This window comes from Mitsuaria sp. BK041, from assembly GCF_014193085.1.
Taxonomy (GTDB): domain Bacteria; phylum Pseudomonadota; class Gammaproteobacteria; order Burkholderiales; family Burkholderiaceae_C; genus Roseateles.
The window spans coordinates 2,329,074-2,342,880 of the sequence record NZ_JACHYT010000001.1 but is presented as its reverse complement, the minus strand read 5'-3'; the positions used below and the strand labels follow the sequence as shown (position 1 = coordinate 2,342,880).

General features: G+C 71.1%; 16 protein-coding genes. 1 reads left to right on the top strand and 15 read right to left on the bottom strand.

Going from position 1 to position 13,807, the window contains the following annotated elements; all coding sequences use genetic code 11:
- Positions 1-6 precede the first annotated feature (6 nt).
- The 11 genes from FHT38_RS10045 to FHT38_RS10000 are packed head-to-tail and all read right to left on the bottom strand — an operon-like array spanning position 7 to position 8,785.
- Positions 7-672, bottom strand: a complete 666-nt coding sequence (locus FHT38_RS10045) for a phage baseplate assembly protein V (RefSeq protein WP_091724613.1) — start codon at positions 670-672, stop codon at positions 7-9.
- 27 nt (positions 673-699) lie between these two features.
- Complete coding sequence (locus FHT38_RS10040; protein WP_091724612.1) at positions 700-1,896, bottom strand: phage late control D family protein; 1,197 nt, start codon at positions 1,894-1,896, stop codon at positions 700-702.
- On the bottom strand, positions 1,893-2,546 hold the full coding sequence (locus FHT38_RS10035; protein WP_183491642.1) for a LysM peptidoglycan-binding domain-containing protein: 654 nt from the start codon (positions 2,544-2,546) through the stop codon (positions 1,893-1,895). The genes FHT38_RS10040 and FHT38_RS10035 overlap by 4 nt, the downstream gene beginning before the upstream one ends.
- Positions 2,547-2,549: 3 nt before the next feature.
- Positions 2,550-3,338, bottom strand: a complete 789-nt coding sequence (locus FHT38_RS10030) for a hypothetical protein (protein WP_183491640.1) — start codon at positions 3,336-3,338, stop codon at positions 2,550-2,552.
- Positions 3,339-3,354: 16 nt separating this feature from the next.
- Positions 3,355-3,564 (bottom strand): DUF6760 family protein, encoded by a 210-nt coding sequence (locus FHT38_RS25615; protein ID WP_091724609.1) that lies wholly within the window; start codon positions 3,562-3,564, stop codon positions 3,355-3,357.
- Positions 3,516-3,881, bottom strand: coding sequence for a hypothetical protein (locus FHT38_RS10025; protein WP_091724608.1), 366 nt, complete (start codon positions 3,879-3,881; stop codon positions 3,516-3,518). Before FHT38_RS10025 ends, FHT38_RS25615 begins: the two co-directional genes overlap by 49 nt.
- A gap of 13 nt (positions 3,882-3,894) precedes the next feature.
- Positions 3,895-4,320: a phage tail protein gene (locus FHT38_RS10020; protein ID WP_091724607.1), complete on the bottom strand. Its 426-nt coding sequence runs from the start codon at positions 4,318-4,320 to the stop codon at positions 3,895-3,897.
- Between the two features lie 11 nt (positions 4,321-4,331).
- A complete protein-coding gene (locus FHT38_RS10015) occupies positions 4,332-5,513 on the bottom strand; it encodes a phage tail sheath C-terminal domain-containing protein (protein WP_091724606.1) in 1,182 nt (393 codons plus the stop codon).
- A gap of 16 nt (positions 5,514-5,529) precedes the next feature.
- Positions 5,530-6,360, bottom strand: coding sequence for a Pvc16 family protein (locus tag FHT38_RS10010; protein ID WP_183491638.1), 831 nt, complete (start codon positions 6,358-6,360; stop codon positions 5,530-5,532).
- Positions 6,350-8,524 carry an ATP-binding protein gene (locus FHT38_RS10005; protein WP_183491636.1) on the bottom strand — a complete coding sequence of 725 codons (2,175 nt, stop codon included), beginning with the start codon at positions 8,522-8,524 and terminating at the stop codon, positions 6,350-6,352. The genes FHT38_RS10010 and FHT38_RS10005 overlap by 11 nt, the downstream gene beginning before the upstream one ends.
- Before the next feature lie 15 nt (positions 8,525-8,539).
- Positions 8,540-8,785 (bottom strand): hypothetical protein, encoded by a 246-nt coding sequence (locus FHT38_RS10000; RefSeq protein WP_091724603.1) that lies wholly within the window; start codon positions 8,783-8,785, stop codon positions 8,540-8,542.
- 314 nt (positions 8,786-9,099) lie between these two features.
- Here FHT38_RS10000 and FHT38_RS09995 point away from each other — a divergent pair, with 314 nt between their 5' ends.
- Complete coding sequence (locus FHT38_RS09995; RefSeq protein ID WP_255488649.1) at positions 9,100-10,188, top strand: sigma-54-dependent Fis family transcriptional regulator; 1,089 nt, start codon at positions 9,100-9,102, stop codon at positions 10,186-10,188.
- A gap of 101 nt (positions 10,189-10,289) precedes the next feature.
- On the opposite strand, the gene FHT38_RS09990 is transcribed toward FHT38_RS09995, so the two are convergent.
- Genes FHT38_RS09990 through FHT38_RS09975 form a run of 4 tightly spaced genes read right to left on the bottom strand, consistent with a single transcriptional unit; the run spans position 10,290 to position 13,665 of the window.
- Positions 10,290-11,189 carry a YihY/virulence factor BrkB family protein gene (locus FHT38_RS09990; protein WP_183491634.1) on the bottom strand — a complete coding sequence of 300 codons (900 nt, stop codon included), beginning with the start codon at positions 11,187-11,189 and terminating at the stop codon, positions 10,290-10,292.
- 7 nt (positions 11,190-11,196) lie between these two features.
- Positions 11,197-12,018, bottom strand: coding sequence for an AraC family transcriptional regulator (locus FHT38_RS09985; protein WP_183491632.1), 822 nt, complete (start codon positions 12,016-12,018; stop codon positions 11,197-11,199).
- Positions 12,019-12,049: 31 nt separating this feature from the next.
- Positions 12,050-12,787: a lipase secretion chaperone gene (locus FHT38_RS09980; protein ID WP_183491630.1), complete on the bottom strand. Its 738-nt coding sequence runs from the start codon at positions 12,785-12,787 to the stop codon at positions 12,050-12,052.
- 23 nt (positions 12,788-12,810) lie between these two features.
- Complete coding sequence (locus FHT38_RS09975; protein WP_183479537.1) at positions 12,811-13,665, bottom strand: alpha/beta hydrolase; 855 nt, start codon at positions 13,663-13,665, stop codon at positions 12,811-12,813.
- Between the last annotated feature and the right edge of the window lie 142 nt (positions 13,666-13,807).

Below are 13,807 nucleotides of genomic sequence, written 5' to 3'. Positions count from 1 at the left end.
CCTCCGTCAGTTGAGCTTGATCGGCAGGCCCTGCACGCTGCAGGGACCGGCGGACTGGATGTTGACGACGCTGCCCTTGATGTCGACCTGCGTGCCCTCGAGCGCGATCTGCAGCGCCTTGAGCTCGATCTTCAGCGCCGACTGCACGGTGATCGTCTGCGTCTTGTTGTCCATCGCGATCGACAGCGTGCCGGCGGTGTTCTCCAGCTTGATCTGCAGCGGATCGATCGTGACCTTCTGGCGGGTGCTCGTGGTGATGGTGATGGACTGCAGCGCGTCGTCGAACTCCACCTCGTGGCCGACGCCGCCGGCCAGGCCGGTCTTGATCAGGCGCTTGACCAGGAAGTCGCTCTGCAGCGTCAGCGGCGGGCGGTCCCGGGTGCTCCACAGCCCGCCCAGCACGTAGGCGGCCGCCGCGTCGTTCTGCGCGAACGCCACCAGCACCTCGTCGTCCACCTGCGGCACCCAGATGAAGCCGCGGCCCGAGCCGCCGCCCATCGACGGCAGCCGGCACCAGGGCTCCATGCCGGGGATCGACGGGATGCGCACCTGCACCCGCCCTTCCGACATCGCGTCGAAGTTGCTGGTCACGACGCCGGGCGAGATCGCGAAGCCCTCCTTCAGCGATTCGACGCCGAGGTGGTCCAGCCGCTCGAAGAGTTGTTCATCCATGGTGGGTGTTCCTGCTCCTGTCGCCGCTCACACGGTGAACTGCCCTTGCAGCCGCACCAGCCCGCCGCGCCCCTTGGGCAGCGGCACCGCGCCGAACCACACTTCCTTGCGCGCCTGGAAACTGGTGCGATAGCCGCTGCCGTCCAGCGTGTGCGTGGCCGAGGTGATGCGGTACAGCCCGCCGAACTGGTCGCCCAGCCCCTCGAGGTTGACGACGCGGCTGGCCTTGATGCGGGGGTCGCCGACGGTGCTGCCGGAACCGGTCAGCCGGTTGTTGAGCTTGGGCAGCAGCTCGGTGAGGATCTTGGACGGCGCGGTGGCGTAGCTGGTGGGTTTGATCGTGGTGACCTTGCCCGGCGCGAGCAGCTCGCCGAGCTGGCCGCCCGGCGTGATCGAGAGCTTGAACATCGCGCGGTCGTAGTCCCAGTTCAGCGCGATGGTGAAGTCCATCTTGATGCTGTCGACCCAGACCTTGGCGGCCACGCCCTCGATCTCGCCCACGGTGGTGATGCGCGGCGTGAAGTCGGTCAGCGAGGCGCCCCACTTCAGCGTCAGGCTGGGCGCGTAGTCCTGGATCAGGAACTGGAACTTGAGCACCCGGCCATGCGGCTCGGCCGTGTGGTCGATGTACATCTGCCAGCCGTTCTCCTTGGCCACCTCGCTCAGGAACTGGAAGTCGTTGACGCCGCTCTGGCGCCGCACGCCCATCTGCGCGAACTGCGGGAAGCTCAGGTAGGTGGCCAGGCCCACCAGCGTCGACAGCGTGCCGCCGACCGGGTCCAGCGCCGGGATCAGCGCGTTGGTGCCGGCCACCAGCGCCGCCACCGCCGAGTCCGGCAGCGGGAAGTTGCCCACCGTGGGGATCTTGATCGCGAAGGCGCGGTCCTTGGTGCCGACGGTGAGCCGCTGCAGGTAGTCCTGCGCGGTGAGCCGGATCATCGGGATGCCGCTGGACGGGAACGAGGGTTCCACGCCGGTGATCTCGCCGACGAAGACTTCCTCCAGCGGCCCCGGCGCATACCCGAGCGACAGCCGGAACTCGTTGTTGACCTGCAGCAGCGGATGGTCCAGCCACTGCAGCGAGGTGTTGGCGATGCTCAGCTCGACGCGGTCCGCGCCCTCCATGCCGTCGGTGTGACTCAGGCTGACGATCGAGGCGCGCAGCGCCGCGGGGATCGTGTCGCCGTTGATGCGGATCGTGCATTCCGGGGCGAGGCGGCTCATGAGCTCACCTCCCCGGTGGCCGGATCGGTGAAGGGCAGCGCCGGCACGCGCAGCGCCTGCCCGGGCACGAGGCTGCGCGGATCGTCGATGCCGTTGACGATCGCGATCGGACGCCACAGCGCCGGGTCCTCGTAGAAGCGCCACGCGATCGACTGGAGCGTGTCGCCGCGCTGCACCGTCCAGCCCTTGCTGAAGTCGGCCGTCTGGCGGTTGACCTCCTTGGCCTCGCGCTCCGGATCGATGAACTCGCTGAAGCTGACGGTGATGCGGGCCCGCGTCGGCCGGCCGTCCTCGAGGAACTTGATGAACTTCTGGTTCGCCCGCGTCAGCACGCAGCGCAGCTGCAGCGAGCCCCAGGCCACGCGCAGCACCGGCGGCGCATGCAGCTCGGAGTCGATCTTGAGCAGGTCCACCACCTTCTGCGTCTGGCCGCGCACGTCGACGCGGGTGTCGGTGGTGTCGAAGAACAGCTCCATCTCCAGCGTGCGCAGGTTGCCGTGCACGAACTGCAGGATCGGCGAGCCCAGCCCCGGGATCGCCTGCGAGGCGAAGTTGTTGTCCTTGTTGAGGCTGTACTCCTCGGGGTTGAACATGACGTCGAACTGCGCCCCGGTGTGCTCGACGGTGATGCGGGCCTTGGCCAGTGCCATCGCTCAGACCCTCCCCATCCGTTCGCGCCAGGCGACCAGGCGGCGGTCGATCTGCTGGATCACCAGGCCGGTCAGCGCGTCGACGTCCACCGCGGGTGCGGCGGGTGCCTGACGCGGCGCGCTCGGCTGCTGGCGGGCGGCGGCCTGCACGGCGGCCTTCGCCTCGGCCTCGGCGGCGCGCGCCGCCGCGCGTCCCGGCGCGGTCAGCACCGCCGCGGACGGGGCCGGCGGCAGTTCCTCGCGCGTGGCGCCGCGGCGCAGGCGCGTCGCGATCTGCGCCGCATGCGCGGCCGCGACCGGCGCGATCGGCTGGACCCCGGCACGCAGCACCGGCGCGGACGGCGACGCCGCCAGCATCGGCCGCGCGGTCGCCTCCCTGGCCGGCACGAAGAGCGGCGCGGCCATGCGGTGCGTCATCGGCACGCTCGCCATCTCGCCCGGATGTCCGGGCGCGCCGTCCGGTCCCGCGGCTCCGGGCCGCCCCGGGCGGCCATCGGGTCCGGCGCTCGCGATGGTCATGCGAGGGATCTCGGCGGGCACCTGCAGGGCACCCACGGGCATCGGCTGGCGCAGCACCATCGGCGCCGACGGCCGGGCGCGCAGGCTCAGCGGGAAACGCGCCGTGACCGCCAGCCGCAGGTGCTGGTGGACGACCGGTCCCGCGTGCGCTTGCACGACGGTGCCGGCCGCGCCGGCGCCGCGTCGCAGCGCCATCTCTCCGGCGGCGCGCCACGCGTCGACGCGGCCATGCCGCGCGCGCAGACGCCCTGCCCATGCTTGCCATCGGTTCACGTCGACTCCTGTGGTGTCACTGAACGGCTTCGCTGTTGGCTCTGTCGTTGATCGCGGAGATCTCCTCCACCCAGCGCTGGCGCTCCTTGTGCTCGAGCAGGAGCACGTCCTCGTGCGACCAGTGGAAGTGGTAGGCGACGAAGGCTACCTCCCTGTACAGCGCGGACAGGGGGTAGCCTACGATCCCCCCGGGCTGTTCATCTCCATCGCGAACTCGTGCGCGCACTTCGGGCAGGCGGCCTCGATCGTGGCGCGGCCGCTGCGGTTGATGCGGTTGTAGAACTCCTGCAGGTAGGCCAGGTCGGCCGCGTAGAGGCCCTCGACCACCTTGGGCGTGACCTGCCCCACCGAGCCGAGCCGCGACAGCACGCGCGACAGCAGGATGATGGTCAGGTAGGCCTCGTTGCCCTGCACCCGCGGGTCGCGCAGCGGCAGGATTTCGTCGGCCGCGGTGGCCAGGCGCATCACGCCCTCGCGATGCAGGTCGCCGTCGGCGTCGACATACCCCAGTGGCAGCGTGAACTCGAACTCGGTCTGGAACATGGTGCTCCCCGGTTCAGGCGCGCTCGACGCGTTCGCAGCTCACCGTCAGCGCGTCCAGCGACACGTCGTTGCCCTTGGCGTTGAAGTCCGGCCCGTCGTACTTGCTGGGCCAGGCGCTGAAGAAGTTCCAGCGCACCTTCTCCTGCCCCGCGTCGTCCTGCAGGATGATCGAGCCGTTGCGCCGGTCGATGGTCCCGTTGACCGCGGCCAGGTGCCAGTCGTAGAGCTCGCGCGAGTCGGTCACGCCCCACTTGAGCGTGATGTCGGGATAGGACACCTTGCCGGGCAGCTTGCGCACGGTGGCGACCTCGCCGCCCTCGCGGTACTCGACCACCTCGATGTTGGAGCCGAAGCCGCTGCACTCCGCGAAGCCGGCCTGCACGATGCCGTCGATCTCCACCAGGAAGCGGAAGTTGCGATAGGGATCTTTTCTGGCCATGTCTGCTCTCCTCAGGCGCCGGTGTTCTGCTGGATGCGGAAGATGACGAACTCCGCGGGCTTGACGACCGCCACGCCGATCTCGGTGATGACGCGCCCGGCCTCGCGCTCGCTGGCCGGATTGGTCTCGAGGTCGCACTTGACGAAGAAGGCTTCCTTCGCTGTCGCGCCGAACAGCGCGCCGTCGCGCCACTGGTTGTAGAGGAAGTCGCTGACCGAGCGGATGATCCGCTGCCACAGCGCCGGCGAGTTGGGCTCGAAGACGACGAACTGCGTGCCCTCGTCGATCGATTCCTTCAGGAAGTTCATGAAGCGCCGCACGTTGAGGTAGCGGTACTCCCCGTTGCGGTCGCCGCCGAGCGTGCGCGCGCCGTAGACCATCGGCGAGCCGCCGAAGGGCCGGATCACGTTGATGCCGGGGGGGTTCAGGCTGACCTGCTTGTCCTTGCCCATCGGCCGCTCCAGGTCGACGATGCCGATCACGCCCTCGTTGGCCGGTGCCTTGTGCACGCCGCGCGTGGCGTCCACGCGGGCCCAGATGCCGGCCACGTGGCCGCTGGGCGGCTGGTCGATCAGCTCGGTCTCCGGCCCGGTACCGGTGAACAGCGGATTGAAGACCTTGACCCACGGGAAGTAGATCGCGCCGTAGCTGAACTTGTCCGGCGTGGACGGGCCGCCGCCGGGCATGGGGCCGCCGTAGATGTCGGCGGGCGTGCTGTCGGAGGCGGGCGCGTGCTCGCCGTCGAGCACGGCCACCCGGTCCTGCATCTCGAAGCAGTGGTCCATCAGCTGGACCTTGGCGGCGGTGCCCTGCGCGCCGGGCGCGGCGACGATGGCGATGTCGTCGAAGGCCTTGAGCGTCTCCAGCGGCGCCTGCAGGTTGGCCAGCCCGCCGGCCGCGACCGGCACCACGTAGCAGGTGGTGCCGCCGTTGGCGAAGAAGCCGAACACCGCCAGCGCCAGCATGCGGTTGGCGGTGGTGTGGATGGGCGTCGTCGGCGTGGCGCCGGCGCCGACGATGAAGGTGGCGAACTCACCCCAGTTGGTGAACTTCCTCGGTTTGCCGACATCGGCCGGATCGAGCCGGTCGGCCACGCCGATGAAGGCGGCCGTGCTGGTGCCCACGCCGGCGATCGGCCGGGCGACGGGCGGGACTTCTTCGACGTAGACGCCGGGTGCGAAATAGTTAGCCATCGATGCCCTCTCTCGGTCAGATCAACTGCACGTCGTAGCCCGCGACCGCGGGGGCCGGGACGACGATGGCACGGTCCCGCGTGACGGCGCCCGCCGTCACGCGCAGGGTGTAGCTGCCCGCCGCGACGGCCGACAGCGAGAACTTGCCTTCGGCGTCGGTCAGCGTGCTGCGGCCGCGCCCCAGCAGCTGGACGCCGGCACTGGCTACCGGCACCGACGCGTTGTCGCGCACCACGCCGCCGATGCGGAAGAACGGCGCTTCCAGCGCCGCGCCGTCGGGCAGCGATTCCAGGCGGATCTCGCTGGTGATGACGCTGGGATAGGTCTCGGTCTCGAAGACCTCCAGCGACACCGTCACCGACAGCAGCAGCGAGGCCTTGATCCGGTTGCCGATCGCGGCCCAGAACTCGGCCGGGTTGCGCACGCCGTCGGGCTGCACCATCAGCATCGGCAGCGGCGGCTCCTGCGCCTGCAGCGCCGGCGTCAGGAAGGCCGGCGGGATCACCGGCGAACCGGCGATCAGCTGCAGCACCTGGCCCAGCAGCTGGTGCTCCTGCTTGGGCAGGTCGGTGCCGCCGACCGGCCAGGCGGTGACCAGGTAGAGGCAGTTGGCGCGCCACGCTGGCGGCACCACGAGCGACTGGCCGCCGACCCGGCGCGTCACCGGCTCGTTGCTGCGCAGCTCCAGGTGCTCGCGCACCTCGAACAGGAACAGGTTGACCGTGGTCTGGTCGAGCGCGTACGGATCGGTCGGCCGGTCGAAGCGGATCGCCGCGTCGCGCAGCGGCGGCGCCAGCCCCGGCTGCTTGAAGAAGGCCTCCAGGCTGTCGGTGACCTCATGCAGCATGACGATCTCCCGCCCGGGCCAACGCCTCCACGCGCGCCGCGTAGGGGCCGAACTCGCTGCCGGCGACGCGCCGGCCGGACTTCTCGATCTCGCGCCGCGCGGCCCACAGCAGGTGCTCGGTCTTGAGCTCGCCGCCCTGCTCCGCCGCCAGGAAGGCCGCGGCCACCGCGATGTTCTTCACCGCGCCGCCGGGCACCTTGAAGTTGGCGGCCAGGAAACCCAGGTCCAGGTCCTGGCTGCGCGGCACCTTGGGCGGCCAGATCGATTCCCACAGCCGGCGCCGGCTGTCCTCGTCGGGGAACGGGAAGTCGACGATGAAGCCGAGCCGGCGGGTGAAGGCCACGTCCAGGTTCTGCCGCAGGTTGGTCGCCAGGATGCTCAGGCCCTCGTGTTCATCGAGCTTCTGCAGCAGGTAGGCGACTTCGATGTTGGCGTAGCGGTCGTGCGCGTCCTGCACCGTGGTGCGCTTGCCGAAGAGCGCGTCGCACTCGTCGAAGAACAGGATCGCGTTGCCCGCGCGCGCCTCGAGGAACAGGCGGTCGATGCTCTTCTCGGTTTCGCCGATGTACTTGCTGACGACCTGCGACAGGTCGATCTTGAACAGGTCCAGCCCGAGGTCGTTGGCGATGACCTCCACCGCCATCGTCTTGCCGGTGCCGGGCGGGCCGCTGAACAGCGCGCTCAGGCCCTTGCCGACGGAGAGCTTGCGATCGAAGCCCCAGTCGCCGAACACGACATGGCGAAAGCGCGCCTGGCGGCAGATCTCCTTCAGCTGGGCGATCGCGTCCGGCGGCAACACGAGGTCGTTCCAGACATGCAGCGGGGCGAGCTTGCGGGCCAGCGTGCCGGGGTCGCGCGAGAGCTGCTGGCGCGCGGCCCGGGCCAGCGCGGCCGGGTCGGGCGTGGTCTGCTCCAAGGCGGACTGGCGCGCCGCATGCGCCGTGGCGGCGGCGATCTGCGCCTCGTCGAGGGGATACCGCGCGGCGAGGTCATCGAGGGCGCGGGGATCGAGCTCGATGCGCTGGCCGCGCAGGCCGGCGGTCCAGGCGGCACGGCGGTCGCGGAAGCCGGCCGCGGCCACCGGCACCGACGCCATGCCGCGAAAGCGCGGATCGCAGGGCCGGGCGCCCGACATCACGATCACCAGCCCCGCCGCCGGCGTCCGCGCCGCGAGGGCCTGCGCCAGCGTGCCGCGCTCCGCGTTCGTCAGCGCGTCATGCCCCTGCAGGTGGACGACCGCCGACAGCAGGTGCGCCTCGCGCAGCAGCAGCTCGAGCGTGGTCGCGAACTGGTCGGCCGGATCGGCGGCGCGCACGAGGTCGACGACGATCAGCGACCGCCCCAGCCGCGCCGCGAGCTTCGCCGCCGCGGCCTCCTGGCCGGCACTGGATTCGCCCTCCAGGTAGAACTGCGGGCCGCTGCCGTCGGCCAGCGCCTTGGACAGGCTCAGCGCCAGCGTGTCGGCCGCTCCGCCCTCGCCGGCCTCGGGCGCCGCGGTGAACCGCGCCACGCCGCGCAACCGCGCGTCCAGCCAGGGCTGGCCCAGCAGCAGCCGCACCACCGGTTCCTCGAGCTTGATCGCCTGCGACAGCAGCGGCGTGCCGATCGCGCCGGCATCGCCGGCCAGTTGCACCAGCCGGTGCCGCACCAGCGGCGCCTCGGGACCGAAGCGGGCGCGCGCGAGGATCTTGGCGTCGCGCGACGCGCACAGCAGGTTGAGCACGAGGTCGACGGTGGGCCTGCGCCGCGTCACGTCGTCCTGCAGGTAGGCATAGAGCCGCTCGTAGCGCAGGTCGACCTCGGGCGCGAGCGCGACCAGCACGATGTCCAGGTCGATGGTGTCGAGCCCGAAGGCCTGCTGCAGCCATGGGAAACGCGAGCTCTCGGGCATCGGCGGCGGCGCGGCGGGCTCCACGGCGCCGGCACCCGGGCCGTGGCCGGCCAGCCACGGTTCGCCGGGCCCCTGGCGGACCAGCCGCTGCACGTCCTGCGTCGTGACGTAGAGGCCGCGATACGGCTCGGGCTGCGCGCCCGCAGCCGCCGGGACCGCCGCGGCATCGGCCGCGTTGGCGGCGCGCTCGAGCATGCGGTCCAGCCGGCCGAGCGCGGCCCACAGGCCTTCCATCTGGAAGTCCGGCGGGCGGTTCGAGGCGATGGCGGGCATGGCGGTGCGCATCCGTCAATGCCGCGCGGGCGGCAAGGCGCGATAGACGGTGCTGCCGTCGACCTGGGTGATGACCTCGATGCGGCCATCTGCCACCAGCAGCACCAGCGCCGCCTCGGCGGCGCTGCGCAGGTCGTCGCGCTGCTGCCGCACCAGCCACCAATCGCAGATGCCATCGATGGAATCGCAGGCGCCGGGATGCGCGATGACGTAGCGCAGGATCATCGCGGCCACGTCGGCGCTGGACGGAGGGGTGGTCATGCCGGCTGACCATGCGTAAACCGTGCCAGGTGGCCGGCCCGCCTCAAGTCCTTGATTTGATTGAGGCAATCGTGATCTGCGTCACATCGTCCGAGTCACCGCCGACACGGACCCGCGCGACCGCGGGCAAGGCCGCGATGCCGTCGTGGCGGGCCGCGCGAGGCCCTGTGTCGATCGCGACACGGCCGTGTCGCGATGGCACGGATGGCCCGATCGCGCCTGGGTTGTAACGGTCGTCAACATTAGGGAGGTGCTCGGCAAACGGCCTTCCGTACACTGCCTGCCGACCGATGTCAGGCCAGGGAGGCGACACGATGAGCACCCCAACCAAGGCTCACCCGGGGACGCTGGACGCGATGCTCGTGGGCACGTCCGCGGGCTTGCGCAAGGCGCTGGACCTGGTGGCACGCTATGCCGATTGCGCGGCGCCGGTGCTGGTGGTCGGCGAGACCGGCACCGGCAAGGACCTGGTGGCGCGCGCCATCCACTACCTGGGTCCGCGGCGCGATGGCGCCTTCATTCCCGTCAACTGCGGCGCGCTGCCGGACACGCTGATCGAGAGCGAGCTGTTCGGCCACGCGCGCGGCGCCTTCACCGATGCGGCGCGCACGCGCCGGGGCCTGGTGCGCGAGGCCGAAGGCGGCACGCTGTTCCTCGACGAGATCGAGGCGCTGTCGCCGCGCGGCCAGGTGGTGCTGCTGCGCTTCCTGCAGGACGCGTCGTTCCGCGCGGTCGGCGACGACCAGACGCACAAGGCCGACGTGCGCATCGTCGCGGCCTGCAACGTCGACCTGTTCTCGCTGTCGCAGCAAGGCGGCTTCCGCTCGGACCTGTTCTTCCGGCTGGACGTGCTGCGGGTGGACCTGCCGCCGCTGCGCGAGCGGCCGGAGGACCTCGACCTGCTGGTGCCGCACCTGCTGCGCGGCGTGGCGCAGACCACCACCGGGCCGCCCAAGGCGATCAGCGACGAGGCGCTGGCGCTGCTGCGATCGCTGAACTGGCCGGGCAACGTGCGCGAGCTCGAGCACACGCTGGTGCGAGCCTGCCTGAGCACGACGGCGGGCTGCATCGACGTCGACACGCTGCTCACCAGCTCACCGGGGCTGCGGGAAGCGGCGGCGCAGCGCAGTGGCGAACGCGGCTGCGCCTCCTTGCGCGAAGCCAAGCGCGCGGCGGTGGTCAACGTCGAGCGTCAGTTCGTGATGGAGGCGATGGCCGTCGGCAACGGCAACATCAGCGAGGCCGCGCGCATCTGCAACATGCAGCGGGCCACGCTGAGCAAGCTGGTGAAGAAACACGGCGACGCGCTGGCCTGCCGGGACCGCGGCGCGGCCAAGCCGGCGGATACCGGCCGGTCGCTGTACCTGACGACCACTTCGCCGACCATCCGGGCCTCGAAGTGACCGGGCTGCTGGCCCTCGATACCCCGACGCAGGGCCAAGCGTGTTGGCGCGCAAAGGAAGGCCTCGGCTGCTACCGTCATGCAGCTTCCCCGATCGCCGATTCACCGCTCAGCCTCCTCCAGGTCATTCCCCGCCCCGACCAACCTCCCCCGGATCACCGCATTCACCTCAGCCCCATAGATCAGCGTCGCCGCGCTGAGGTAGAGGAACACCAGCGTGGCCACCACGCCGGCGAAGCTGCCGTACAGCAGCGCCAGCTTGCCGGCGCTTCGCAGCGAGTACGACAGCACCGCCACCAGCGCCACCCACAGCGCCGCGCCGACGACGGCGCCGGGCAGCACCGTGCGCAGGCGCTGGCGGATGTCGGGCAGCCAGCCGTACAGCAGCGCGTACAGCACGGTGAGCAACGGGAACGCCAGGCCGTAGCGCACGCTGTTGCGCAGCCAGAGCGTCTCCTTGCCCACGCCGGTGCTGCGCTCCAGCGCCTCCCACACGTAGGGCATGACGATGATGGAACTGAAGGTGAGAAGAATGCCGCCACCGACGACCACGGTGAACACGGTCACCTTCAGGCGCGCCCGCCAGAATGACAGGCCGCGCTCGATGCCGTAGGACCGGTTGAGCGCGGTGCGGACCGCCTGCATGCCGGAGGACGCGGTCCACAGCGTGACGAACAGGCCGATGGTCACCAGCGTCTGGCTGCGCTGGGCCAGCACCTGGTCGACGACCGGCTGCAAGGCGCCACGCACCAGCGGCGGCGCGTACTCGGCCACACGCCGCGCCAGCGCCGCGGCATCGCCGGGAGCGCCGATGTACGCCGCGCCCGCGGACAGCAGCACCAGCAGCGGAAACATCGACAGCACCATCGAGAACGCCATGCTGCCCGCCTGGTTGGCGCTCTGGTGGAGCACGTAGTTGCGCACGGCCAGCAGCAGCACGCCCAGGCCAGGCGCATGAACAGCCGCATGTCGAAGTCGATGCCAGAGCGTCGGGCGTGTCACGAAGGGCTCAGTTGAAGGTCTCCGACAGGCTGACGCGCTGCCGCCAGGCGTGGTCGACGCGGCCGTCGAGCGTGCCGTCGTGCTGGGCGAAGTAGCGCGACGGGCAGTCACCGTAACAGCGCATCCACACCTTGGCCAGGTGGGCGGAATCGGTGAACCCGGACGCCTGCGCGATGCTGGTCAGCGCGCGGCCGCTGCCGAAGAACATGGCCGCGCGCTGGATCTTGGCGGCCAGCGCGTACTGCCGCGCCGTGATGCCGAGCGAGCGCACGAAGCCGCGCGAGGCCTGTGCCGCGGACAGGCCGACCGCCGCGCCCAGCGCCGTCAGGTCCAGGGACGGGTCCAGGCGCAGCGCGGCCATCATCTGCCGCACGCGGACCTCCAGCGGTCGGTGCGGTGCCACGCTGTCGGCGACGCTGCCGACCAGCAACTGCACCGACGCCTGCAGGCGCCGGCCGCTCAAGGTCCGATGCGCGAAGGCGCACGCGCAATCGCGCAGGCCGGCGAAGCCGTGGGCGTCGAGCACGCGCACCGGCGCGCGGTCGGGCCAGTGGCTGAAGGTGTTGTAGCGCGGATGGGTGGGCTCCAGGTCGATCAGCACGACGGGTTGCCCGCCCGAGTCGATGGCACGCCAGGAAAACGGGCGGATCGCCATCAGGTGACCTCGCCACTGCTGGCCGTCGGCGCTGATGCTCAGCGGCTGCGGCGTCAGCGCGCAGGCCAGCGTCGCGGAGTGCCGGCAGACGCGCGACCGCAAGGCCGCGCTGGCGTAGATGAAGCTGTCACCCAGCAGGCCGAGGCGAGGCTCGACGGTGTCGCCAGAGGTCATGGCGGCATGCTCCCGGGCGCGCGTCGCGGCGTCAAGGCGGAACCGCACCGCGCTCCTGGTCATAGCGCACCTGGGCCCGCATCGCCTTCTCCTCCATGCTGCGCGCGGTGGAGGTGTCCTCCCGCATCAGCTCCAGGATCCGGCGCGCGACGGCATCGTCCTGCGCGAACATCTGCCGCGCCGCGTCGGCGCCGAAGTGGCTGGCCCGCAGCGCCTGCATCGCCTGCAGTTGCGCGAGCCCCTCCTCGGGCACCAAGGGCGCCCTGCCCGGCGGGAACGCGGCGGCCTGCGCGTCCTGGTAGGCCTCGAACTGCGCGACCAGTTCGCGCGCCCGCGCGGCGGCGGTCGGCGTCAGCCCCGCCAGTTCCGCGTCCAGGCGCGCGGCCAGCGCGTCGCCTTCATGGAGCGCCAGCAACGCCTCGACCCGCAGCCGCATCGCCTGGTCGACGACCAGCCGGCCCTGCGCATCGACCCGGAACACACCGGAGGACGTGCTGGCAAGGTCTGACCCCGCCGACGCCTGCGAGGAAGCCGGCGACGCCGATGTCCCCTGCCCTGCGACGACAGGCGCCATGCCGGGCGGCGTCCCCGATTCGGACGACGCCGCGGCCGGGGTACGCGCCCAGGGGAACACCGCGGCGGGTTCCTCCGCGGCCGCCGGAGCGAGCGCCGCGGCGGCCAGCCAGACCAGGAGGATCGCCGAGCCGAGGCCGGCGGCAAGGGCCCAGGCGATGCGCCGGCCCCGAGGTCGATCGGACGAGTGCGACATGGCGTCCTCCTGCGGCTGCGGGCTCAGTACGGGCAGTTCTGGCTGTAGCGGTCGAACACCAGCGCCGTGGCGTAGGCCTCGTGCGGCGCGCCGCAGAGGAAGGGCGAGTAGCGGCTGTCCGCGTCGACGAAGCGCTTCATCCACGCGGTGCCGTAGCGGCCGATCGGCGTGTTGGTGCTGTTGGGCGTGAAGTGGCTCGCGCCGTTGAGCTCGGCATAGGCCTTGAAGGTCGTGGCGGGCAGGCTCGCGTAGAACGGCCGCGCATGCACGGCCACCGACGCCACCGAGTCGCCATCCGCGCCCACGATCAGCGTCGGCACCCGCACCTGCGTGAAGCTGCTGCTCAGGTTCCACGGCGTCAGCGGCAGCGCGGCCTTGAGCGTCGGGTTGTTCTGCGCGGCGATCAGCGCGCCGCCCCCGCCCATCGAATGTCCCGCCACCGCCAGGCGGGTGCTGTCCACGCGGCTGCGCACCGTGCTGCTCGCGCTGTTGACGACGTGGTTGAGCGCCGCCATCAGCTGCGTGGCGCGGCTGGCGGGCTGGTCGAGCGTGGTGTTGGTGTTGATGGTGATGACCACCAGCCCGTGCGTGGCCAGGCGGCGGCCGAGCCAGGCGACGCTGGACTCCGTGGCGGTGAAGCCCGGGCTGATGGCCACGACGCCGTAGCGCCCGGTCGCGGTCGGGTAGTAGATCGTGCCGCCGCCGAAACCGCGCGCGAGCACCACGTTGCTGGTCGAGACCGCGAACGGTCCGGCGGTGGCATTGAGGCTGGCGGACGTGGGGTCCGGACCGACCTGGGCCGAGGCGCCGGCGGCCGCGAAGGTGCCGCACAGGACCAGGGCGCGCAAGGCGCGTCGCAACGAAGCTGACTGGGTCATGGTGTCTCCCTGAGTGGATGCGCCCGCGATGCAACATGCATCGGGCGAGGCGCAGTCTAGGAAGCACGGCGGCCAGGCGCCTTGTATGCAGCGGCGGGGTGCCCCCCTAGGATCATTGAGGGAAAACCCGGAGCCCCGTCGC

Bases quoted from the DNA above. Each gene is read 5' to 3' on its own strand.
- FHT38_RS10045 (WP_091724613.1), bottom strand. From the start codon at position 672: ATGGATGAACAACTCTTCGAGCGGCTGGACCACCTCGGCGTCGAATCG.
- FHT38_RS10040 (WP_091724612.1), bottom strand. From the start codon at position 1,896: ATGAGCCGCCTCGCCCCGGAATGCACGATCCGCATCAACGGCGACACG.
- FHT38_RS10035 (WP_183491642.1), bottom strand. From the start codon at position 2,546: ATGGCACTGGCCAAGGCCCGCATCACCGTCGAGCACACCGGGGCGCAG.
- FHT38_RS10025 (WP_091724608.1), bottom strand. From the start codon at position 3,881: ATGTTCCAGACCGAGTTCGAGTTCACGCTGCCACTGGGGTATGTCGAC.
- FHT38_RS10020 (WP_091724607.1), bottom strand. From the start codon at position 4,320: ATGGCCAGAAAAGATCCCTATCGCAACTTCCGCTTCCTGGTGGAGATC.
- FHT38_RS10015 (WP_091724606.1), bottom strand. From the start codon at position 5,513: ATGGCTAACTATTTCGCACCCGGCGTCTACGTCGAAGAAGTCCCGCCC.
- FHT38_RS10010 (WP_183491638.1), bottom strand. From the start codon at position 6,360: ATGCTGCATGAGGTCACCGACAGCCTGGAGGCCTTCTTCAAGCAGCCG.
- FHT38_RS10005 (WP_183491636.1), bottom strand. From the start codon at position 8,524: ATGCCCGCCATCGCCTCGAACCGCCCGCCGGACTTCCAGATGGAAGGC.
- FHT38_RS10000 (WP_091724603.1), bottom strand. From the start codon at position 8,785: ATGACCACCCCTCCGTCCAGCGCCGACGTGGCCGCGATGATCCTGCGC.
- FHT38_RS09995 (WP_255488649.1), top strand. From the start codon at position 9,100: ATGAGCACCCCAACCAAGGCTCACCCGGGGACGCTGGACGCGATGCTC.
- FHT38_RS09985 (WP_183491632.1), bottom strand. From the start codon at position 12,018: ATGACCTCTGGCGACACCGTCGAGCCTCGCCTCGGCCTGCTGGGTGAC.
- FHT38_RS09980 (WP_183491630.1), bottom strand. From the start codon at position 12,787: ATGTCGCACTCGTCCGATCGACCTCGGGGCCGGCGCATCGCCTGGGCC.
- FHT38_RS09975 (WP_183479537.1), bottom strand. From the start codon at position 13,665: ATGACCCAGTCAGCTTCGTTGCGACGCGCCTTGCGCGCCCTGGTCCTG.